Annotated in this window: 14 protein-coding genes; 11 read left to right on the top strand and 3 right to left on the bottom strand. The window is 59.5% G+C overall.

Annotated features, from left to right (window positions below):
- Nucleotides 1-60: 60 nt before the first annotated feature.
- A complete protein-coding gene (locus tag NF78_RS03285; RefSeq protein ID WP_035984863.1) occupies nt 61-1,860 on the bottom strand; it encodes an ABC transporter ATP-binding protein in 1,800 nt (599 codons plus the stop codon).
- Nucleotides 1,861-2,441: 581 nt separating this feature from the next.
- Between NF78_RS03285 and NF78_RS03280 the strand changes: the two genes are divergently transcribed.
- Nucleotides 2,442-7,721, top strand: coding sequence for a PAS domain S-box protein (locus NF78_RS03280; RefSeq protein ID WP_035984862.1), 5,280 nt, complete (start codon nt 2,442-2,444; stop codon nt 7,719-7,721).
- A gap of 23 nt (nt 7,722-7,744) precedes the next feature.
- On the opposite strand, the gene NF78_RS03275 is transcribed toward NF78_RS03280, so the two are convergent.
- Nucleotides 7,745-8,734 carry an SDR family NAD(P)-dependent oxidoreductase gene (locus NF78_RS03275; protein ID WP_035984861.1) on the bottom strand — a complete coding sequence of 330 codons (990 nt, stop codon included), beginning with the start codon at nt 8,732-8,734 and terminating at the stop codon, nt 7,745-7,747.
- Between the two features lie 83 nt (nt 8,735-8,817).
- On the opposite strand from NF78_RS03275, the gene NF78_RS03270 reads away from it, so the two are divergent.
- The 6 genes from NF78_RS03270 to NF78_RS03240 all read left to right on the top strand — a co-directional run bounded on the left by NF78_RS03270 (nt 8,818) and on the right by NF78_RS03240 (nt 16,492).
- Nucleotides 8,818-9,558 (top strand): SOS response-associated peptidase, encoded by a 741-nt coding sequence (locus tag NF78_RS03270; RefSeq protein WP_035984860.1) that lies wholly within the window; start codon nt 8,818-8,820, stop codon nt 9,556-9,558.
- Between the two features lie 446 nt (nt 9,559-10,004).
- Nucleotides 10,005-11,516: a FecR family protein gene (locus tag NF78_RS28920; protein ID WP_225885213.1), complete on the top strand. Its 1,512-nt coding sequence runs from the start codon at nt 10,005-10,007 to the stop codon at nt 11,514-11,516.
- 137 nt (nt 11,517-11,653) lie between these two features.
- Nucleotides 11,654-12,838 carry a M20 family metallopeptidase gene (locus tag NF78_RS03255; RefSeq protein WP_035984857.1) on the top strand — a complete coding sequence of 395 codons (1,185 nt, stop codon included), beginning with the start codon at nt 11,654-11,656 and terminating at the stop codon, nt 12,836-12,838.
- Between the two features lie 85 nt (nt 12,839-12,923).
- Nucleotides 12,924-14,300, top strand: a complete 1,377-nt coding sequence (locus tag NF78_RS03250) for a leucyl aminopeptidase family protein (protein WP_035984856.1) — start codon at nt 12,924-12,926, stop codon at nt 14,298-14,300.
- A 433-nt stretch (nt 14,301-14,733) separates the two neighbouring features.
- Nucleotides 14,734-14,922 carry a hypothetical protein gene (locus NF78_RS03245; RefSeq protein ID WP_035984855.1) on the top strand — a complete coding sequence of 63 codons (189 nt, stop codon included), beginning with the start codon at nt 14,734-14,736 and terminating at the stop codon, nt 14,920-14,922.
- 283 nt (nt 14,923-15,205) lie between these two features.
- On the top strand, nt 15,206-16,492 hold the full coding sequence (locus NF78_RS03240) for a glycosyltransferase family 4 protein (protein ID WP_072015954.1): 1,287 nt from the start codon (nt 15,206-15,208) through the stop codon (nt 16,490-16,492).
- 7 nt (nt 16,493-16,499) lie between these two features.
- On the opposite strand, the gene NF78_RS03235 is transcribed toward NF78_RS03240, so the two are convergent.
- Nucleotides 16,500-16,721 carry a hypothetical protein gene (locus tag NF78_RS03235; RefSeq protein ID WP_035984854.1) on the bottom strand — a complete coding sequence of 74 codons (222 nt, stop codon included), beginning with the start codon at nt 16,719-16,721 and terminating at the stop codon, nt 16,500-16,502.
- Nucleotides 16,722-17,520: 799 nt separating this feature from the next.
- On the opposite strand from NF78_RS03235, the gene NF78_RS03230 reads away from it, so the two are divergent.
- The 4 genes from NF78_RS03230 (at nt 17,521) to NF78_RS03215 (ending at nt 23,305) form a co-directional block, all read left to right on the top strand.
- Nucleotides 17,521-18,402, top strand: coding sequence for a ParA family protein (locus NF78_RS03230; protein WP_412768528.1), 882 nt, complete (start codon nt 17,521-17,523; stop codon nt 18,400-18,402).
- Nucleotides 18,402-19,082, top strand: coding sequence for a Rho termination factor N-terminal domain-containing protein (locus tag NF78_RS03225; protein ID WP_035984852.1), 681 nt, complete (start codon nt 18,402-18,404; stop codon nt 19,080-19,082). The genes NF78_RS03230 and NF78_RS03225 overlap by 1 nt, the downstream gene beginning before the upstream one ends.
- Nucleotides 19,083-19,217: 135 nt before the next feature.
- The gene (locus tag NF78_RS03220) at nt 19,218-20,525 is read left to right on the top strand and encodes an AAA family ATPase (protein ID WP_052049707.1); all 1,308 of its coding nucleotides are present in this window, start codon (nt 19,218-19,220) and stop codon (nt 20,523-20,525) included.
- Nucleotides 20,522-23,305: an ATP-binding protein gene (locus NF78_RS03215; protein ID WP_035984851.1), complete on the top strand. Its 2,784-nt coding sequence runs from the start codon at nt 20,522-20,524 to the stop codon at nt 23,303-23,305. The genes NF78_RS03220 and NF78_RS03215 overlap by 4 nt, the downstream gene beginning before the upstream one ends.
- Nucleotides 23,306-23,443: the final 138 nt, after the last annotated feature.

The following is a 23,443-nucleotide window of genomic DNA, read 5'->3' as shown; positions in this document are numbered from 1 at the left end:
AGGGGTTCATTTGCTTAGGTTGATGCACAGATCGATCGCGAGCAGCGTTTAGAAATGGTTTCAGGTTCTGGTCTTCAGCCCCTGGCCTAGGGCGGGGGACGAGCCCACCTGAGACTCCAGAATGACGCCGTAGAGGGGGCTGGTGGCCATCAGCTGTTCGTGGGTGCCCTGGGCCACCAGGCGACCCCTGTCCATCAGCAAAATGCGATCGGCGGTGCGGACGGTACTGATCCGCTGGGCGACCACAAAGGCGGTGCAGGTGCGGCGGCGCATCAGGTCATCCAGGGCGGCCTGAATTTGGGCGGCGGTTTGGGCATCGACAGCGGAGGTGCTGTCGTCGAGAATCAAAATGTTGTAGTCGGTGAGCAGGGTGCGGGCGATCGCAATCCGCTGCTTTTGCCCCCCGGACAGGCCCACGCCGCGCTCGCCGACCACGGTGTCGTAGCCCTCCGGCAAGCCCATCACAAAGTCGTGGATCTGAGCCGCTTTGGCCGCCTCCACCACCTGGTCCAGACTGGCCTCGGATTTGGCGTAGGTGATGTTGGAGAAAATGGTGCCGGAGAACAGGGTGGTCTCCTGAAATACGGTGCTGATGCGCGATCGCAGGCTTTCCAGGGTAAAGTCGCGCACGTCGCGGCCATCGATGCGGATGGACCCGGCGGTGACATCGTAAAAGCGGGGGATCAGGTTGGTGACGGTGCTTTTGCCCGAGCCGGTCATGCCCAGAATGGCGATCAGCTCGTTGGGTTTGGTCTCAAAGGAGATATCGCACAGGGCGGGCGTGGTGGCCCCAGGGTAGCGAAAGGAGACGTTTTCAAAGGTGACGCGGCCGCCGCAGGTGGTGAAGGGCACGGCGCTGGGGCGATCGCGGATCTCAACGGGGGCGTCGAGCACCTCGTAGACCCGCTCCGCCGAGGAGGCCGCCTGGGCGATCGCCGGGGCGGCAAAGCCAATCAGCAAAATCGGCTGCAAAATCAGCAGCAGGTAGGTGTTAAACGCCACCAGCTGCCCCACCGAAAACTGACCGTCGATCACCGCCACGCCGCCGTACCCCACCACCGCCACGATCACCAGGTTGCTGACCAGAAAGATAAAGGGAAAGGTGTTGCGAATTGCCAGGATGGTCTTCATGTTGGCGGCCACCAGGCCACGGTTGAGCTGGGTGTAGCGATCGCGCTCCACCTCCTCCCGCACAAAGGCCTTGACCACCCGCACCCCAATCAAGTTCTCCTGCAAAACGGCGTTCAGGTCGCTGAGCTGCTCCTGCACCTGGCGAAACAGCAGGTTGTTGCGGCTGAAGAATCGCGCCATCAGCCACCCCGCTAGGGGCACCACCAGCAGGCTGATCAGCGCCAGCCGCCAGTTCATCACCAGCAGAATGACCGCGATCGCCGCCAGAGTAACCACGCCGCTAATCACCTGCACCAGGCTGGTGCTGAGAAACGTGCGCACCTGCTCAGTATCGCTGGTGACGCGGGTGAGCAACTGCGAGGTCTGGGCCTGGTCGTGGTAGCTAAAGCTGAGGATTTGTATTTTGCTAAAAATGCGGTTGCGCAGGTCGTAGACCACGCTCTGGGACATGGCCTCGGCGCAGAAGCTCTGGCCAAAGTTGAACAGCCCCCGGGCCAGGGCCGCAATCAGCAGCCCCACGCCGCTCTGGAGCACCACGGTCAGGTTGTTTTGGGCAATGCCATCGTCAATCGCCCAGCGAAACAGCTGCGGCGTCACCGCGTAGGCCGCCACCAGCAGCAGCGCGCTGACCAGTGCCCCCAGGGTCAGCCAGGGGTAGCGCCACAGACTGCCCAGCACCCGCTGCAGCTGCCGCAGCGACGACGTTTCCTGAGACTGAGACTGCGCCACGGGCCTGCTCCTGCTGTGCCTGCACTACTGCTGGTCGGGTGATGGTCGGGATGGGTAATTGTCGGGATTATAGATCCCGTCGGGGCAACCCGTGCCAGGTCAACGTTTGGAAGCTGCTAAGTCTCCCCAAAAAGTGCTCAGGCTACGGCGGGTCGGCGGTTTAATTATCTCTCCCTGGGCAGATTCCCGTTTCTGCAATTGCCATAAGAATTGGTGAGTATAATTACCACTTCCGTTTGCCAGGGGCGAGAAGAGCGGGATTGGGTCAGCTTTTGCGATCGGGCATTTGAGGATTAAAACCGATGAAGTTCGGACGTCCCATTGCCCCATATTGCTGAACGGCCCCCTGCAACCCAGGTCCCAGGGTTATGGACGACCAGACGAGGCGATAGTTTTAATTCAATTCAAGCGGGCCAATCGGGTCAATCCAATCGGGCTATGCCAGTAGCGACCCTAGGTTAAGGAACAAAGGACAGGGCAGCGGCTGGGGCTGCCCTTTAGCTGGGAAAAACCTCAAAACCTAGGAAGACGTCATGTCAACGGTAAGCGGGTGGATTACAGCAGGGGGAGGAGCACAGTAGATGAGGCAGCAGGCGACTGACCAGTTGTTTGCCGGGGGCGGTGAAATGGGGGCGCTGCTGCGCACCTACGATTGGTCAAAAACGCCCTTTGGCCCGCCTGAGCAGTGGCCCCAGAGCCTGCGATCGGCGTTGAGCATTTGCCTGCACTCCCGCTTTCCCATGGCCATCTACTGGGGGCCAGAGGGCCTGCTGCTCTACAACGATGCCTGGCGACCAATCGTGGGCGACAAGCACCCCTGGTCGGTGGGGCGGCCCGCCCAGGAGGTCTGGCCCGAAATTTGGGCTGAGATTGGGCCGGAGTTTGCCCATGTCCTGGCCACCGGGGAGGGCATTTTCCACAGCGACGAGCTGCTGGCCATGCATCGGTACGGCTACACCGAAGAGTGTTTCTTCGACTACACCTTCAACCCTATTCAGGGGGAAAGTGGCCGGGTGGAAGGGATTCTCAATGTGGTGAGCGAGACCACCTACCGGGTGCTGAGCGATCGCCGCGCCCAGCTGCTGCGGGAACTGGCCTCCAAAACCGCCCGGGCCAAAACCCTGGAAGAAGCCTGCGCGCTGACCACCGAGATTCTGGGTTCAGGTCGGGCTGACGTTCCCCTGGCGCTACTCTACGGGGTAAATGCAGAGGGAGTGGCCTCTCTCTGTCCGCCAGCGGAGGCGGTCGCGGCAAACCAGGCTCCGGCCCAGGTCAGCCTCAACGCTGGGGATGCCCCCGGCGGCTGGCCGATCGCCGCCGTCACCCAGTCTGCCCAGCCGCAAACCTTGGAGGATCTGCCCGATCGCTTTGGGGATCTGCCCGGTAGCCCCTGGCCCGAGCCCCCCCAGCAGGCGATGGTGCTGCCGGTGGTGGTGCCGGGGCAAGCCCAGGCGGCGGCGGTACTGGTGGCGGTGGCCAGTCCTCGCCGTCGACTAGATGACAACTACCGCGATTTCTTCAAGCAGATCGCGGCCCAGTTGGCCCTGTCGATCGCCAATGCCCGCGCCTACGAGGAGGAGCGGCGACGGGCGGAGCAACTGGCCGAGATCGATCGCGCCAAGACGGTCTTTTTCTCCAACGTCAGCCACGAGTTTCGCACCCCCCTGGCCCTGATGTTGGGGCCGGTGGAAGACGCCCTACAGCACACCCAGGACCCCGACCAGCGCGATCGCCTGGCGATGGTGCAGCGCAACGCCCTGCGGTTGCAAAAGCTGGTCAACACCCTGCTGGATTTTTCTCGCCTGGAGGCGGGGCGGATTGAGGCTGTCTACGAACCCACCGACCTGTCCCGGCTGACCACCGACCTGGCCGGGGTGTTCCGCGCCGCGATCGAGCAGGCCGGACTGCGGCTGGGGGTCGACTGCCCGCCCCTGCCCGAACCCGTCTACGTCGATCGGGAGATGTGGGAAAAAATTGTCCTCAACCTGCTCTCCAATGCGTTTAAGTTCACCTTTGAGGGCGCGATCGAGGTGGCCCTGCGCCCCACAACTGAGCAGAACCAGGTTCGGCTGGAGGTGAGCGACACCGGCATCGGCATTCCCGCCCAGGAACTGCCCCACATCTTTGAGCGATTTCATCGGGTGCCGGGGGCCAGGGGCCGCACCCACGAAGGCTCGGGGATAGGCCTGTCTTTGGTACAGGAGTTGGTCACCCTGCACGGCGGCCACATGGAGGTCACCAGCGCGGTGGGGCAGGGCACCCGGTTTGCGGTTACGCTGCCCCTGGGGTTGGCTCACCTGCCCGGCGATCGCATCGGCACTCCCCGCACCCAGGCCTCCACCGCGATCGGCCCCACCCCCTACCTGGAGGAAGCGATCACCTGGCTCCCGGCTCCCAACCCGCCCGCCCCGGCCCCAACCGCCCTCGCCCTACCCCGCCTGCTGCTGGCCGACGACAACGGCGACATGCTCGACTACGTCTCGCGGCTACTGGGCCCGCAGTACCAGGTCGAAACCGTGCGGCACGGTCAGGCGGCGCTGGCAGCGATTCGACGGCAGCCCCCGGACCTGGTACTCAGCGACGTGATGATGCCGGAACTGGACGGGTTTGAGCTGCTGCGTCAGCTGCGGGCCGACCCCCAAACCCAGGAACTGCCGATTATTTTGCTGTCGGCGCGGGCCGGGGAGGCGGCGCGGCTGGAAGGCCTGGCGGCGGGAGCCGACGACTACTTGACCAAACCGTTTTCGGCCCGCGAACTGCTGGCGCGGGTGGAGGCCACCCTGAAGCTGGCCCAGATGCGGCAGGAGGCCAAGGCCGTGCTACAGCGCAGCGAGGAGCGCTATCGCACCCTGTTCGAGGCGATGGAAGAGGGCTTTGGTATCTGCGAAATGCTGTTCGATGCCAGCGGTGCACCGATTGACTACCGCTTTTTGGAAATCAACCCGGCCTTTGAAATCCTCAGCGGCATACCGCAGATGGCAGGCAAAACAGCGAAAGAACTGGTCCCCGACCTGGAAGACATCTGGGTTGAGACCTATAGTCGCATGCTGGCAACTGGCGAACCCTGCCGGTTTGAGCATGCCTCGGTGCCCCTGGGCCGCTGGTTTAGCGTCAGCGCCTTTGCGCTCAAAGACCCTCAGAATCGCAGGTTTGCGATTTTGTTTACTGATATTACCGATCGCCGCAGAGCGGAGCGCGAGCGGGAGCGGTTTTTGGCAGTGGGTTCAGACCTACAGGTGATCAGCGGCAGCGACGGCTACTTCAAGTGGGTCAGCCCCACCCTGGAGCGACTGCTGGGTTGGACTCCTGAGGAGATGACCGCCCGTCCCTGGGTTGAATTTATCCACCCCGACGACCTTGACAGGACCCTGAAACAAGATGCCAACCTGTTTCGAGTCAGCCAGGACCTCCTCTCCTTTGAAAATCGCTACCGCCACAAAGACGGTTCCTACCGCTGGTTTCTCTGGAACGCTCAGCCCTACCCAACCGAGCAGCTAATTTATGCCGCTGCCATTGACATCACGGACCTCAAGCGCACTGAGTCTAACCTGCGCGAGAGTGAGACTCGCTTTCGGCAAATGACCGATGCAGCCCCCATGATGGTCTGGCTGGCAGAACCTGACCAGCGCTGTATTTACTTCAACCAGTCGTGGCTGGCCTTTACGGGCCGAACCCTGGAGCAGGAGACTGGCCTGGGCTGGACCGAAGGCATCCACCCCGATGATGCTGAATTCTGCCTGGGCATCTACACCCATGCTTTTAACGCCCGCACCCCATTTCAAATGGAGTACCGGCTCCGCCACGCCAGCGGTGAGTATCGCTGGGTTTTTGATGTGGGCGAACCTCGCTTTTCATCCGACGGTAGCTTTTTGGGCTACATCGGATCGTGTTTTGATATTCACAATCGCAAGCAGGCTGAAGAAACCCTGCGGCAGCGCGAAACCGAACTGCGGCTGGTGACCAACGCCGTGCCCGCCCTGATTGCCTTTGTCGATGCCGAGCAGCGCTACCGCTTCAACAACCAGGGCTACGAAAACTGGTTTGGCCAGTCCGCCGCCGAAATCTACGGCAAACCCCTCTGGGAGGTGATGGGACAGGAGGCTTACGAACGGGTTCGCCCCTACGTGGAGCAGGTGCTGGCCGGGCAGCAGGTAACCTTTGAGCGCTCCGTCGAGTTTCAAAACGGCCGCATTCGCTACCTGACCGCCACCTACGTGCCCCGATTCAGTGACCAGGGCCGGGTAGAAGGGTTTGTGGCGCTAATCACCGACCTCAGCGATCGCAAGCAGGCTGAAATCGCCCTCAGCCAGAGCGAGGAGCGCTACCGCTACCTGGTCGAGTCGATTCCCCAGCTGGTGTGGACGGCCAACCCCGAGGGAATGATTGTCGACACCAACCAGCGCTGGCTGAGCTTCACCGGGCTCAGCCTTGAGCAGGTCCAAGCTGAGGGTTGGCAGACGGTGGTGTACCCCGAGGATGTGCCTACCCTGGCCCAGAACTGGGCGATCGCCCAGCAGCAGGGCACCAACTACCAGGCCGAGGGCCGCATGCGCCGGGCCGATGGGGTCTACCGCTGGCACCTGCACCAGGCGGTACCCATGAAAGACCCTGAGGGACGGGTGCTCAAGTGGTTTGGCACCGCCACCGATATCGAAGACCAAAAACAGCTCGAACAGCAGCGCAGCCAGCTCCTGCGCCAGGAACGGGCCGCTCGCGCCGCCGCTGAAGCCGCCAGCCGCACCAAAGATGAGTTTTTGGCGGTGGTCTCCCACGAACTCAGGTCGCCGCTGAACCCAATTTTGGGCTGGGCTACCCTGCTGCAAACCGGCACCCTGAGCGACGCCAAAACCAGGCAGGCCCTGGCAGTGATCGAGCGCAACGCCAGACTGCAAACCGAGCTGATCGACGACCTGCTCGACGTGTCGCGGATGCTGCGGGGCAAGCTTGAGATCAACGCCACTGCGGTCAACCTGGCGGCCACCATTCGCGCCGCTGTCGAAACCGTGCGGCTGGCGGCGGAGGCCAAGTCAATCGCCCTTGACGTTCACCTGGATAACTCTTCTGGCCTGGTTTCAGGGGATTCCACGCGCCTCCAGCAGGTGGTGTGGAATCTGCTGTCCAACGCAGTGAAGTTTACCCCGACCGGCGGACAGGTGACGGTGGGGTTGGCCAGGGCTGACGACAACCAGGCTGTGATCACCGTCTCTGACACCGGCAAGGGCATTGCGCAAGATTTTTTGCCCCTCATGTTTGACTACTTTCGCCAGGCCGACAGCGCCACCACCCGGCAGTTTGGCGGGCTGGGCCTGGGGCTTGCGATCGTGCGGCACCTGGTCGAACTGCACGGCGGCACCATTTGCGCCGACAGCCCCGGCGAAGGCCAGGGGGCGACCTTTACCGTCACCCTGCCGACTCTGGCTCGCCAGCCCGATGCCGACCCCGGCCCCGGCCCCCCTGAATGCGGACTCAACCTGAGCGGCACCCGCCTTTTGGTGGTCGACGACGAAGCCGACACCCGCAATTTCATCGTCTTCCTGCTGGAGCAGGCCGGAGCTACTGTGGTCTCGGCCGCCTCCGCCGATGCCGCTTTGGCGGCTCTCAAGCAGTCGCCGCCCCAGGTGCTGATCAGCGATGTTGGCATGCCCGAGGTGGACGGCTACATGCTGATGCGGCAGATTCGGGCGCTACCCCCAGACCAGGGCGGCCAGGTACCGGCGATCGCCCTCACCGCCTACGCCCGCGAGACCGATCAGGAGCAGGCCCTGACCGCCGGGTTTCAGCGGCACATCCCCAAGCCGGTGCAGCCCGCCGCGCTGGTTCAGGCGCTGGTGGAGTTGCTCCAGGCCGGTCACCCCGTTTGAACCCCGTCCCAGCAGTCCGCCGATCAAGCCTTGGGGGAGCCCAGGGGGCCCAGCAGCAAAAACGGCCAGGGCAGCTCCAGATCGGGTACCCAGTCGGCGTAGGGTTGCAGCCCCGGCACCGCCGCAGGCAGCACAAACCGCAGCGATCGCAGCGATGCGGGCCGCTGCCCGTCGGCGTCTACCACCCCGTACTCGCGGGCCAGTTCGGCCACAATCTGCACCTGCCCGCTGCGGCGCAAAACCTCAGGATCGGCCGCCAGGGCAGCGATCGCGCGGCCGGTCAGCAGGGGCGTCTCCCAGTTGTACTGGGCCTGGATGGAGTCGGCGGCGCTGCCTCCGGCGGTGCCGCCCAGGCCCATCTCGGCGGCAAACTGAGTCATCAGTTCGGTACCGACAATGCCCGGCCAGATCGACAGCGAGGTGACCCGGTGTTTTTTCAGCTCCACGGCCATGTCGGCGGCCATGCGATCGCAGGCGGCCTTGCCCACGCCATAGGGCACTCCAAAAATGTACGACAGCCCGCCCCAGGACGACAGCGTGCAGATTAGCCCCCGCCGCCGGGGCACCATCAGGCGTGCGCCGTAGACACTGGCGACGTAGTGGCTGCGCAGCCCCACGCTGTTGCAGGCGTCCCAAAAGTCGGGCTCTGACTCCCAAAAGGGTTTACCGTAGGCCGCTTTGAGGGCTGATACCCCGGCGTAGGCGTTGTTGACCAGCAGATCCAGCCGCCCGGCCTGCTCGCTGTCAATGCGCTCAAATAGGGCCTGCACCTGGGCGTCGTCGCCGTGGTCAACCGGCACCGGCAGGGCCACTCCCCCCGCCTCGGTGACCGCCGCCGCAGTTTCCTCCAGCGACCCCACCCCCTCCGCCGTGGCCGCTGTGGTGCGCCCCGTCAGGTAAACGGTGGCCCCGGCTTCCCCCAGGCCAATGGCTATTCCTTTTCCCAGGCCCCGAGTTGCTCCGGTGACCAGGGCCACGGTGCCCCTTAGTGGTTGCTCTAGCTGGTTTCTCAAGGTGAACTCCCAGGTGGGTTTTGGGTGTGGTTGCTACACTTTGATGGTAAAGGGATAGTCAGGGGCTGTGGAGAGAAAAGCCGATGTGTGGACGGTTTAGCCTGATTCAAACGGGGGAAGACCTGGCGGCGGCCTTTCACCTCAAGACTGTTCCCCCCCTTGCGCCCCGCTACAATATAGCCCCAACCCAGCCCGTAGCCACCCTGCTGGCCACCCCAGAGCAGCCAGAGCCCCAGGTGACTATTTTGCAGTGGGGCCTGGTTCCGAGCTGGGCTAAAGATCCGGCGATCGGCAGTCGGCTGATCAATGCTCGGGCCGAAACCGTGGCAGAAAAGCCCTCCTTTCGGGCGGCGTTTAAGCGGCGGCGGTGCCTGGTGCTGGCCGATGGCTTTTATGAGTGGCAGCAGCCCCAGGGACAAAGTACCGCCAAGGGCAAGCGCCAGCCCAAGCGACCCCACTACATTTTTCTGACGGATCACCGGCCCTTCGCCTTTGCCGGCCTCTGGGAGCACTGGAGCGACCCCATTGGCGGCGGCGAATTGCAAACTTGTACCATCTTAACCACCGAGCCCAATTCTCTAATGGAGCCGATTCACAACCGCATGCCGGTCATTTTATACCCGGAAGACTACGCGGCCTGGGTAGACCCCGACTATTCCCAACCCCACAATCTTCAGGCCATGCTGCGGCCCCACGATGCTGACACCATGGCTCGTCACCCGGTTTCGACAGTGGTCAACAGCCCCCAGCACGACTCACCCGCCTGCATCGAACCGCTCTCTGCCCCCGCCAGCAGCGCCTTTCAGGGCGAGCTATCGGTCTGAACCACCCCGCCCCTGCCGACCTGGGCTAGCACCGTTCAAGGCAGCCAACCTCTCTGCCCAAATCAGCTCAGCTTAGCCAACCCGACTCAGACCTACGGAACTGCTCGGCGGGTTCGGTGTAAATATTTACATACAACTACTGAGCAGTATGAATGTGAAGATGAAGTAAAATGTTTCTTGTTAACTTTATGACATTCTTACGGATCTGTTATTACGACATTGGTAGATCTACGCAGGTTCCCTGTGGGCTGCCGATTGGGGTGTGTTGCTAATGGTCTCCATGCATCCTGTTTGCTTCGCTGCGATCGCCCGTTGCGACGGCCCCAGCGACCAGGGCTGAGAACCTAAAAAGCTGTTACTGCGGTTGTGTCATGCTGAACATCGGCAAACTCGTCCGACTAGGTCCACGTCACCTTGCCCCCCAGGTGACCGGGCTAGTTTCCCTCGTGGCGCTGGTTCTGGTCGGGTTGCCCGCCCAGGCGAGTGTGACCCTAACTCGGGCCGATGTGGAGGCACTGCGCAACCGCGTTGAGTTTATTCCCCGCGGTCGCCAGCCCAGGTCGGCCAGAATGTCAGATTTTCTGGCTGTTGGCGATGCCCTGCGGACCGCCGCCGCCTCCCAGGCCGACCTGCGCTTCAACGATGGGTCCCTGGCCCGAGTGGGTGAGCGAGCCACCTTTCGCTTTGTCCCCAACACCCGCAACTTCCGGCTCAACAACGGCACCGTGCTGCTGTTGATTCCCCCTGGGCGCGGCCGCACCACTATCCAGACCCCCAGCGCCGTTACCGGCATTCAGGGCTCGGCAGTGGTCGTGCGCTACGTTCCAGAAAACGACCTGACCGTTGTCATGGCCCTCACCAACAACCCTAGCGGGCCCATGACCATTACTGCCAGTGGCTGCGCCGACACCGCAGTCTGTGCCGCTACCGAATACTCCCTCTACGGCGGGCAGATGGCCCTGATTCAGAACAATCAGGTGCAGGTGGTCGAGTTCGACCTGCCCATGTTCTACCAGACCAGTCCCCTGGTGGAAGGGCTGGAGTTGGATAACCCCGACGCCGAATCTCCCCTGGGTCCAGTCCTGGAACAGGTGCGGGAAGAAACCCTGGAAGCGCTGCAAGACCAGACCCCCTTCACTGATGCCGTCATCCTGGATCCCTCCCTCATTGGCCTAGACAGCAGTGCCAACGTTGCGGCGGAGCCCTGGCTCCTCTCCCCAGCCAGCTCTGGCGTTTCCCCTGTCTCTACTTTGAGGGGAGTGCTCACTCCCGGCGAGGGTCTGGGTACCACCGCCCCCATCAATCCAGTCGGATCGCAGCCGGTTCAGCCCCCGGTGTCGGGTGGTAGTAACCCTGCGCCAGCCACTCCGAACCCTGGGAATCCAGCTAATCCGAACCCTGGAAATCCAGCTAATCCGAACCCTGGTGGCCCGGCCAACCCGAATCCTGGTGGCCCAGCCAACCCGAATCCTGGTGGTCCGGCTAACCCGAATCCTGGTGGTCCAGCTAATCCAAACCCTGGTGGCCCGGCTAACCCGAATCCTGGTGGTCCAGCCAACCCGAATCCTGGTGGCCCGGCTAACCCGAATCCTGGTGGCCCAGCCAACCCGAATCCTGGTGGCCCGGCTAACCCGAATCCTGGTGGCCCAGCCAACCCGAATCCTGGTGGCCCGGCTAACCCGAATCCTGGTGGTCCAGCTAATCCAAACCCTGGTGGCCCGGCTAACCCGAATCCTGGTGGCCCAGCCAACCCGAATCCTGGTGGTCCAGCCAACCCGAATCCTGGTGGTCCAGCTAATCCAAACCCTGGTGGCCCAGCTAATCCAAACCCTGGTGGCCCAGCCAACCCTGGCGGTCCTGGTAATACCAACCCGCCGTCTAGTGGTGATGTACCGGGTAACCCTCCCGCCTCGCCTCCTCCGATTGAGCCCCCACCGTTTATTCCGCCCGACAAGTAGGGACAGGCCGATCTGGGTTAGCATTTGCGTAAATAGTCCGAGCCAGGGGACGGCTGGCCGAGCAGGTTGGTGTGGTGTTATACATCAATCGTGGTCTACTTTAGGCTAGACATGGCCACTACCCCCACTGCTAACCCATGCTGAGTCAGATCCGATCGATTGTTGAGGCGATATCCCCCCGGTTAATCGAAATTCGCCGTCACCTGCACAGCCACCCTGAACTCAGCGGCCAGGAGTACAAAACGGCGGCCTACGTAGCTGGGGTGCTGTCGTCTTGCGGCCTGCGGGTGCAGGAGCTGGTGGGCAAAACCGGGGTAGTGGCTGAGCTACCTGGGGGGCGCGACGACAGGATTTTGGCCATTCGAGCCGATATGGACGGACTGCCCATTGCCGAGCGGGTAGAGTTGCCCTTTGCCTCTAATCAGACGGGCATTATGCATGCCTGTGGCCACGACGTACACACCACCGTGGGGCTGGGTACGGCTATGGTGCTGGCCCAGCTGAGCCTGCCCCTGCCGGGCACCACGCGGTTTTTGTTTCAGCCAGCGGAGGAAACCGCCCAGGGGGCCCGCTGGATGATTGAAGACGGCGTGATGACCGGGGTATCAGCGGTGCTGGGGCTGCACGCCTACCCCTCGGTGCCTGCCCGCGCTATTGGCATTCGCTACGGGGCCCTGACCGCCGCCGCCGATGACTTAGAAATTGTGATCGTGGGGGAGTCCGGTCATGGAGCCCGGCCCCACGAGGCGATCGATGCGATCTGGATTGCCTCCCAGGTGGTTGCGACCCTACAGCAGGCTATCAGCCGCACCCAAAACCCGCTGCACCCAATTGTGCTCACCATTGGGCAAATTCAGGGCGGGCGCGCCCCCAACGTGATTGCCGATACGGTAAAGCTGCTGGGCACCGTGCGATCGCTCCATCCCGACACCCGCAACCACCTGCCCCAGTGGATCGAGTCGGTTGTGGCGGGGGTCTGCCAGCCCTATGGGGCCAAGTATGAAATCCACTACCGTCGGGGGGTGCCCTCGGTGCTCAACGACCCCACCCTGACCGAACTCACTGCCCGCTGCGCCAGCGAAGCTCTGGGCAATGAGTACCTGCACATCATTCATGAACCTTCCCTGGGGGCCGAGGACTTCTCGCTGTATCTGGAGCACGCGCCGGGCACCATGTTTCGCCTGGGGGTGGGCTTTACCGATCGCCCCGTCAACTACCCGCTGCACCACCCTAAGTTTGAGGTGGATGAGTCGGCGATCGCCGCCGGAGTGCTGACCATGGCCTACGCCAGCTACCGCTACTGGCAGCTGCCCAAACCCTGAGCCAGAAGCTGTTAGTTTGGGCTTACCCCCGGACCAAAACTCCGATAGACTGATTGACTTGGGTGCCACTCCCGGAGGATAACCGTTGTCAACGCCGAACCCCACACCAGTTCCCATTTACCTGGTAAACCAGACTGACCTCGCCAAAGACCACGCCGATAGCCAACCCTGGGCCCAGGCCACCGGGTTCAAGGCCGACCCCAACGCCGTTTGCCTGGTACCGGGTACCGATGGGAGCATCGCCAAAGTGCTGGTCGGCAAGCCCGACCCCGTCGACACCTGGGCCCTGGGCCATTTGCCCAAGGCGCTGCCGCCCCACACTTACACCCTAGCGGACGAGTGGCCCGCCGACCTGGCCACCAGGCTCTGGCTGGGCTGGAGCCTGGGTCGCTATAGCTTTGCTCAGTACAAGCGTCAGGCCACCCCGCCCCTGGCCGACCTGGTGCCTCCAGCGGGGGCGGATGCAGCCTACGTGCACACCACCGTTGCTGCGATTACCCTGGTTCGGGATCTGATCACCACCCCAGCTGGCGACATGGGGCCAGAACAGCTGGCGGCGGCGGCTCAAACCCTCTGCGATCGCCACAACGCCAACCTCAGCATCACGGTCGGCGACGATCTGCTGACCCAAAACTACCCCCTGATCCACGCCGTTGGCCGTGCCTACACCCAGGCCCCCCGCCTGCTCGACATCACCTGGGGTGATCCCGGCGCGCCAAAGGTAACGCTGGTGGGCAAAGGCGTCTGCTTCGACACGGGCGGGCTTGATATCAAGCCCGCTACGGGTATGAAGCTGATGAAAAAAGACATGGGCGGTGCCGCCAACGCGCTGGGCCTGGCCGAAATGATCATGGGCCTGCAGCTGCCCGTGCGACTCCGGGTGCTGATCCCCGCTGTAGAAAACAGCATTGCCGGCAATGCGCTTCACCCCCTGGATGTGGTGCCCTCGCGCCGGGGGCTCACCGTCGAGGTGGGCAACACCGACGCCGAAGGCCGCCTGGTGCTAGCCGATGCCCTCTGGGAAGCCGTTTGCGAAGAACCCGGCCCCCAGCTCGTGATCGACTTTGCCACCCTCACCGGGGCTGCCCGCGTTGCTCTGGGCACCGAGCTACCGGCCTGCTTTAGCAACCAGCCCGAACTGGCCCAGGCTCTACTGACCTGTGGGTTGGCCGTAGACGACCCCCTGTGGCAGCTGCCCCTGCACCAGCCCTACCGAAACATGCTCGATAGCTCTGTCGCCGACCTCTCGAATATCTCTAACAGTTCCTTTGGGGGGGCCATTACCGCTGCCTTGTTCTTGCAGGAGTTTGTTCGCCCGGAGGTGCCCTGGGTGCACCTCGACCTGATGGCCTGGAACGTCCGCACCCTACCCGGTCGCCCGGAGGGCGGTGAGGCAATGGGGATCCGGGCCGTGTTTGAGCTCATTCGGCAGCAGGTAGTCAGGGGTACGGCTCAACCCTAAGCCCAAAGCGCGGGGGGCTGTGGGTAGCCTGGGCTTCTAGCCCGGAGTACTTTCCCTCCGCAGCACGGTCATTTCTGCGGTGTCAGTCGCTATTGTGCTTGAAGGCCGATCCTCAGCCACTGACACCACAGTGAGATCTGCCTGTCATCTGGATTCGGACAGCTGTAGCGATCGCTAGAACCCGCAGGAGAGACCTGTAACTGGCAGAAAAACCATGTGAGAAAGCGGTGTCAAGGGATAGTGTGTGGACGCAACGGACTTTGCGGGAGTCGTTGGTACCGCAATATTCATTGAATGTTTACTTCAAATTAAAGATATTGTAAAGTGATTGCTGTTGGCTAACCTTCATCCTTCAGCAGTGGTCATCTGCTCTGTGGCTTCTGACTCTAATAATCGGAAGTCAGAAGTCCGATATAACCACGATTTGATTTGAATGCCCCAGTTCACCACTGTAGTAACTAAAACGCTCTCGATCTGGCCCCAGGGCAAGTTATCAATTCTGGCCAAAAACGTTTTACTACCAGCGGTGCCAGCCCAAAGTCAAGTTGGGCTAAAGACCTTGACCGCTGTTTTTGGGATGCTCAAAGGCGTTTTAATGACAGACCTTGAAAAGTATCAATAGGCATACTGCAACTTCAGGGGTCTATCTAAAGGTACATGGAATATTTTTAAGCCTTGTATACTATGAAACACGGTAGGCCGTATTCTTAGCCATACCTTTTTGCTTTGGAGCTTGGTCTGATCAACAAAACGTTTTTCTGATTTATCTTTTACGCACACCAACTTTCTCAAGATGCTGCTAGTCTGTAGTCTGCTACCAACCAAAATGTTGTGTAGTTGACCCTCTAAAGTTGATGTGAGTAGTAGCATTAAGTCCTCTGTAGCACTCGTGCATCATTGCCCCCATGAATTCTACAAAACAGTTGAGAATACTATATTCCACAGGTCCGGTAGATGCTACAAGCGTTTACATGCACTGGGTTCTCGGGCAGGACGATCCGGCTCATTTTGCAATTACCTATGCACAGCACTTCTATGAACTTGCCAGTAGGTTGAAAGCAAAAACCTGGCTAATTTCGGCAAGGGACAAAAAAGGTCTCGTAAAAGATGAAGACTTTAGAATTGAGTTTAGATCTCTGAAGCACCATTATAGAAATAGCATCGCGTACTTTGCCGGGCAGTTTTGGTCGGGTCTAAGGCTAATTTTTTCAACTCTTCTGTTCAAAGCCGACATCTTGATCGTTACCCAGGACAGAACGTTCTTTTTCCTCCTGGGCATTCTCCCTCTGCTTGGCGTCAAGATTGTTCCCACCATTCACTGCACTCTTTGGCCCAAGTACAAACAACCAACTACCGTTCAGCGAATTATTCAGAAACTTAATGGCTGGTTTTTTCGGTACGGTTGCGAAGAAATTTGTGTGGTTTCTGACGATATCAGAGATCAGATTATTAAGATAACCGACGGCAAAAGTCGTCCCATCCGAACGTTCGTTCCTACCTATAGGGAAGACTTTCTCAAAGATATAAAAGTCCAAAAGTATCGTAGCGAAGCTGAAGCGTTTAGTATTTTGTATGCCGGCAGGGTGGAAGCGAGTAAGGGTGTTTATCTGCTTCTTGAAGTCGCGAAAAAGTTTATAGCTATCAAACCTAACTGTATTTTTAACGTTTGCGGTACGGGTGGTGAAGTTGAAAATCTCAAGGCGGCCGCACTGAAAGCTGGTATCGCAAAGCAGTTTGTCGTGCATGGTCACTGCAAGCGAGAGCAGCTCCGCAAAATGTACGAAACATCTCACGTTGTAGTGGTGCCCACCACAAAAGACTTTGTTGAAGGATTCAACAAGGTTGTGGCTGAGGGCGTAATCGTAGGCAGGCCAATTGTCACTTCTGGTGTTTGTCCAGCGCTCTCTATGGTTAAAAGTGCTGCAGTGGAAGTTCCTCCCGACGATGTAGAAGAATACTTAAAGGCTATTTTGAAGCTGGCGACAGATAAAGACTTTTATGAGCTAAAGCAAAGAAATGCTATGGCTCTCAGAAAGCAGTTTTTCTCGTATTCCAGGAGTTGGCAAGCCCAGGTAGAAAGTGTTGTCCAAAAGATTTGTAGAAAAACTCCGGACATTAACACCTACAAACGGGAAGTTGTTCATCGCACTCCGGTGGTCGCTGAGTCCGAACCGGTTTTGCCCCGCAAGTGAGCGTTAGCTAAAACTCTAGCTGGTCGCGGTAAAGCCCCTTGATCAGGTTGTCAAGCTGCTCGTCGGGGCAGCAGTCAATCAGAATATAGAACGCTTCTAGGAGCTTGGCGGCGCTGTCGCCCATCAGGGGGCTCAATCCCCACACGTCCTGCACCCAATCCTGCGGGTCGGTGGCGTCAAAGATCATCCGCTCCAGCAGCTGCTTGGCCTCGGTTTTGGAAATAGACATGACGTTGGTAGGGAGTAACTGACCTGGCTCATCTTATCGCACTGGGCTATTGAAGTGGGATTACCGATGTGATAGAAATTTTCACTTTCTGGGTACGTTAAGTCAGTGAAGTTGGCACCCGTTTAGAATCAAGCATTTAATGATGTGGGATAGCTGCCTTAGCTGACCACACTCAACTAGGATGCCCTAGCAATACACGGATGTAGTAGAGAACCCTCGCCCTTAATGAGAGGGTAAGGGTTCTTTGCATGGATATGAAACTTCCATGAATTCCATCCAAACTATACGGTTGTAGCTAAGCCTCTTCAGTACGACTAGAGTAAAGCCACTCAGAAAGCCCATGAGCCTAGAGCAAACGCTACAGTTCCTTCCTACTGATGCCTCTGAGGCGATTGTAGAACTCAAGTTTTCTCAGCCATTTCTTAAGGCATTGGGGTTTGAGGACTTAGAAATGGTTCCTCAATTCCCGGTCGGGAATCGTGCTGTTGACCACGCTGTTCGCAAAAATACAGGCGAAGACATTTTTCTGGAAAGCCTTAGGAGCCCTCATCTCTATATGGAGGTTAAGGGAAGATCGGAAAATTTAGGGGACCAGTCCCATCCCAATTATTGCCGAGCAGCCCTACAACTTAAGCATTATTTACTAGATTCAGCCTCCAAATCTGTTAAGTGGGGATTATTAACTAATTCACTTCACGTGCAGTTATTCCGAAAGCACGGTAAGGTGGTACACCCTGTAACACCATGTCTGCCCCTAGATGGGGACGTTAAACGTATAGTTAAAGATCTCAAACAACGTTTGGAAACTCCTAGCCGAGCATTAACGATAGCGGTTTATAACAACAAAGGTGGCGTTGGCAAAACTACCACAACTTTGAATTTGGCAGCTACACTGGCTTTACTCAAAAAGCGAGTGCTTATTGTTGATTTTGATCCAAATCAAAGCGATTTAGGCGATGCCCTTAATCTGCGACCATTGAAAGGCAAAGTTCTAGATATTCTTAAAAATAAAGAATCTAATATTGGAGACATTATAACTCCCTATAAGTTTGAGCACCCAAAACTTACGGAGCCTTTGGGCTTTGACATAATTTTGGCAGACGAGGACTTAATTGGCGACGTAGACGAAGCAAAATTAAAACAGCAGGTCAAGCTTCATGCTTTGCGCCGAGCATTAGAATCTGTTCAAAGTAAATATGATTATGTTCTTATTGATGCGCCACCTAACTGGCGAGTGTTTGCTCAGAAAGCTATATATGCCGCAGATGTTGTTTTAATACCTGCCAGGCACGATAACTTGCATTCTCTCCAAAATGCGGGGATGGCCATCACTCGGTTTATTCCTGAAATGCAAGCGGAAAGGCAACGTTTTGGAGATGCCGGTCCAACGGCACTGCCCATATTCATGAACAATGCTTTTAGAGTGTCTGATGCTCAACTCCAACTTATGCATCAAGCTGTTGCCAAAATCATTAAAGAGGGCAAAGCTAATGCCAATAAGTTTGATTTGACACCCTACTTCTACCCAAAGTTCCGCAAAGGCCACAAAGATCTGCGAATGATTACTATTCCCTATATGGCCTATATATCTAGGGCTGACTTTATGCATATGCCAGCGGCGTTTGCTTTCAAGCCCGCTCGAGAGCAATATCTAAACCTTGTGAAGGAGTATTTTCTCTAATGAGTCGCTCAGACATTGGCAATTTAATGTGTTTGCCCTTTGATGAAATCGAACCGGGTGAACCCACTGAAGCCCACGAGTATTTGATTCAGTTTGCGGCGAGTCAGCTAGGGTCAGAAGGCCGTAACTGGGTTCCATTAGTCGTTAAAGAAATAGCCCCCGATCAGTACCAGGTGATTGGCAATGCATTTATCTATGCCGTCGCGGCTGAGGCTGGATTAAGCGAAGTCTGGTGTGTTATTGCTGACGATAAGCCCGAGACAGTGAGCATTACCAGGGCTTTGGCTCAAGAAATCCCACCTAAAACTAACCTTTCTACCGCTAGTCGAGAGGAAATATCTGCGGCGATCGCCTACCTAACTAGCCAAATAGACAGTCCTCTTAAGGGCATAAATCAGGCCTCACTGATAGCTCGGTTAGACGATGCCCCCCGTCGATACTGGAAAAACTTACAACCGATCACTAAGCTGGGCTGTCGCATCACCGCTGGCAAAAAGCTTAAAGCCCTGGAGCAGCTTTTTTACCTAACTCCAGAACCGATGCCTGAGGTCATAACCGATCGCGCCCTACTGGAATCACTCAACACGCAACAGCTTAAGGCGATGGCCAAAAAACGCGATATTGAAGGGCTTTCCAAGCTGAAGAAAGCCGATTTAGTGAATCTGTTGGCCGCTGCCTGAGGCTTGGGGCTTAGGCAAAGTCAGCGATTTAGCAAGATGGGGGCTGTGAAATCGTATCCTGGCCTCGGTGTTGGTTTCTCCGCGCCGTCGGTGCGATACCCTGAAGGCAACCCTACGGCCATAGCCCAATAGCCCATGCTGGATCTACAGCAGTTTTACGATGCCTGCGACCCCACCCAGCCGCTGCGGGGCAAGCGCTACTACATTGATTTTTCGACCGTGCGCGGTGGCGACATTGTGCAGGAGCTGGAGCGCAAGATCGCCCGTCTGGCCCGCAATCGACCCACCACGCAGCTATTTACCGGCCACATTGGCTGTGGCAAATCGACGGAGCTGTTTCGCCTGCAGGATCGGCTGGCCCAGCGCAGCTATGAGGTGGTCTACTTTGAGTCAGACCGCGATTTGGAGATGGCCGATGTAGAAATTTCGGACATTTTGCTCAGCATTGCCCACAACATTAGCGAACACCTCGACCGGATTGGCATTGTCACCAGGCCCACCTACCTGCAAAGTCTGTTTCAGAACCTGGCCAACACTCTGCGGACGCCGATGGAGATTTCCGACGTGAGTTTTTCGGCGGGCATTGCCAGCATTACCGCCTCGGCCAAGCAGAGCCCCGACATGCGCAGCCAGCTGCGCCAGTACCTGGAGCCGCGCACCCGCAGCATCATTACCGCCATTAACGACGAACTGCTGACTCCGGCCAACGATCGCCTCCAGCAGCAGGGTAAAAACCGTCTGGTGGTGATCATGGACAACCTCGATCGCATCGACAGCACCCTGCGGTCCCAGGGGCGGCTGCAGTCGGAGTACATTTTTGTCGATCGCGGGGAGCAGCTGAGGCAGCTCGACTGCCACCTGGTCTACACCATTCCGCTGGAGCTGATGTTTTCCAACGATCTGGTGCGGTTGTCAAATCGGTTTGGCACCAATCCCCTGGTGCTGCCCATGGTGCCCGTGCGCGATCGCAGCGGCAGTTCCGACGATGCCGGCATGGCCCTGCTGCGGCAGATGGTGCTGATTCGCGCCTTTCCCGACCTCAATGTGAACCAGCGCATCGATGCGGTGGGCGAGGTCTTCGACGAAATGGCCACCCTCGATCGCCTCTGTCAGGTCAGCGGCGGCCACATGCGCAACCTGATTCGGCTGCTGGATGGCTGCCTGCGTAAGCAGGACCCGCCCTTTTTGCGCGCCACCCTGGAGGCGGTGATTCGCAACGAGCGCGACAGCCTGATGGGCCTGGTCAGCGAGCAGGAGTGGGATCTGCTCCTGCAAGCGGTCTCTCGTCAGGATGTGCAGGGCGATGAGGACTACAACATTCTGGTGCGCAGCCTGTTTTTGTACGAGTACCGCGACAACCAGGGGCGCTGGTTTGGCCTCAATCCGCTGCTGGCCGAAACCGATCGCTACCGCAGCTGGCAGGCCCAGCAACCCCGGCCGTGAGCAGCACCAGCCCGGGCAGCGCCAGCCCCACCGAGATTTTGGCCCACAACCAGGCTGCCCTGGCGGAGCTTCAGCGGGCTATCACCCTGCGGCCCAACCGCTTTTCGCTGGTGCTGGTGCGGTGCAACTACTCGCGCCTGCGGCGACTGGTGGTGGACCACCTGTACACAGTCGCCCCGGTGGTCGAGCGATCGCTGCCCGAGCAGATTGTCACCCTGCTGCAGGCGCTGACCGCCGAGCCCCTGGGCAATCCCTCCTTTGCCCTGATGGTGACCGGGCTGGACCAGGTGCAAAACCTGGCCGCCGTGTTTAAAGCGGCCAACCTCGGCCGCAACGCCTTTCCCCAGGCGCTGCCCTTTCCGGTGGTGCTGTGGGTCAGCGATCGCACCCTGGCCAGCCTCACCCGCCACGCCCCCGACTTCAAGAGCTTTGCCGCCGCCCCCATTCCCTTCGAGTATCCGCCGGGGGAACTGATTCACTCCCTGCACGTCAACGCCAACGATCTGTTTGCCACCATGCTGGCCCTGGGGGATGACAGCCCCCACCACAGGGAGGCCTCCAACTATAGCCAGGGGTCGGCCCTGCGCACCGAACTGGAGTTTGCCCTGGCCGATATTGCCCAAACCCAGGCCAGCCTTGACGGCGAACTCAAGGCCAGCCTAGACTTTCTCAAGGGCCGCGACGCCTTGAGCCGCAGCGACCTGGACGTGGCCCGCTACCACTTTGAGCAAAGCCTGACCTACTGGCAAAAAGCGACCCACGCCCCCCCACCGTCCCATCCCCTCACCCCCTCACCCCCCACCCCCCGCCAAAAACAGGCCGTCCTGCTGTTCTACCTGGGGGTGACCTGCCGCAGTCAGGCGGTGCTGCAGCGGGTCGTGTACGATCGCATGCTGCACAAGGCCGAGGGCCACTTTTCGGCCTGTCTGCGCATTTTTCGCCACCTGGAGCAGTCGGAGTTGGTGGGTAAGTTTATCCATGCCCTGGCGGAGGTGCAGCAAAAGCTGGGGGCCTGGGCCGCCCTGGCCCGCACCGCCGAGGAGGGGCTGACCCTGCACCGCCAGGACCCCATTCGCCTGGCCCGCAACCACGGCTACCTGGCGGAGGTGGCCCTGGCCCGGGGCGATGCCACCACCGCCCAAACCCAGGCGGAGCGGGCCCTGCAAATTCTGGCGATCGCGGGGGCTGTCCACGGCGATGCCGCCCTGTCCGAGGTCATTCCCGAGTCGTTGACCCCGACGTTGCCCTCGGCGTTGACAGCCGCCAACACCGACCTGGCGGTGGCCAACCAGTACCAGCGGGGCTGGTACTTCTATCTGCTGGGGCGCGTACACATAGCCCAGGACGAGCCTCAGCGGGCGATCGCCCTGCTCGAAGACGCCGCTACCCACACCGATCCCAACAGCGATCTGCCCCTCTACCGCAGCATTCTGCAAACTCTGCAACAGCAGTATTACCAACAAAAAGACTACCGGGCGGCCTTTGGCGTCACGCTTAAACTGCGCCGGGTCGATACCCAGTTTCGGCTGCGGGCCTTCATTGGAGCGGGCGAAATTCAGCCCCAGGCCTACTCCCCGGCCATACCAGCGCCATCGCCCCAGGCTACAATGGCGACCGAAATTCAGGCCTCCGGTCGCCTGGTGGATGTTGAAACCCTCACCTACCGCCTGGAGCAGGCCCGCTATCCGCTGATTGTCATCCATGGCCCTTCGGGGGTGGGCAAAAGCTCCATTCTCTACGCTGGACTAATGCCCGCCCTCGACCGATCGTTCCCGGAGGGGCGATCGACCCTAGCCGTGCTGGTCAGGGGCTACCGCGACTGGCCCGACGAGGTCAACCAGGCCCTGGCCCGCGCCCTACAGCAGCAGAGCGAGGCCGATGGCGACGGCATTCCCCCGGCTGCCCCCATCGGCCCCAATGACTTGATCGCGCGCCTTAAAGCCCTCACCGAGCGTAGCTATCGCCAGATTGTGCTGATTTTTGACCAGTTTGAGGAGTTTTTTGTCGAGGCCGGGGAGCTATTTCAGCGGCGAGACTTTTACGCCTTTTTAATTGACTGTCTCAATGCCCCCTATCTGAAGGTGGTGCTGGCCCTGCGGGAGGACTATCTCCACTACTTGCTCGAAATTGAGCGCGGCTTTGACCTCGACATCCTCAACAACGACATTCTCAGTCGCGACTACCGCTACTACCTGGGCAACTTCAGAGCCACCGACGCCAAGTTTCTAATTCGTCGCCTCACCGACGACGCCCACTTCTACCTCGAAACCGCCCTGATCGATCGCCTGGTGGCCGACCTGGCCGACGCCATTGGTGAGGTGCGCCCGATCGAGCTACAGGTGGTGGGCGCGCAGCTCCAGCGCCAGGCAATCACCACCCTGGCCGCCTATCTAGCCCTGGGCAACCACCCCAAAGAAACCCTGGTGCAAAACTTCCTGGGCACCGTCGTCCACGACTGCGGCCCTGAAAACGCTGGCCTGGCCCAACTGGTGCTCTACCTGCTGACCGACATCGATCGCGAGGGCCGCCCCTACCGCCCCCAAAAAAGCCGCGAAGACCTGGAGGAAGAACTCGACCTGCGCGGGGCCGACTACCGGGAAGACCAGATGGACCTGGTGCTTTACATTCTGGTGGGGTCGGGCCTGGTGTTTTTGCTACCCGACATCCCCATCGATCGCTATCAGCTGGTACATGACTACCTGGTTAGCTACGCCCGCCGCGAGGCCCCCGCCCACCTGTTTGGGAAACATGCCCGACGGCGGGGGGAAGCGGGGGGGTAGGACGTGTCATCATCGTATAACCCGGATTCATCGCCCCCTTGTATCTTAGGAGCCAGGACAGGGAAGTTGGATTGCGAAATATTTCGCTAGCAGTATCAGGATGCAGTATCAGGATGGGGGGGCTGGGGGGGCATAACA

It is taken from the genome of Leptolyngbya sp. KIOST-1 (assembly GCF_000763385.1).
Taxonomy (GTDB): Bacteria; Cyanobacteriota; Cyanobacteriia; order Phormidesmidales; family Phormidesmidaceae; genus Nodosilinea.
Note: the sequence above shows the minus strand (reverse complement) of the source record. Positions and strands in the feature narration are given on the sequence as shown.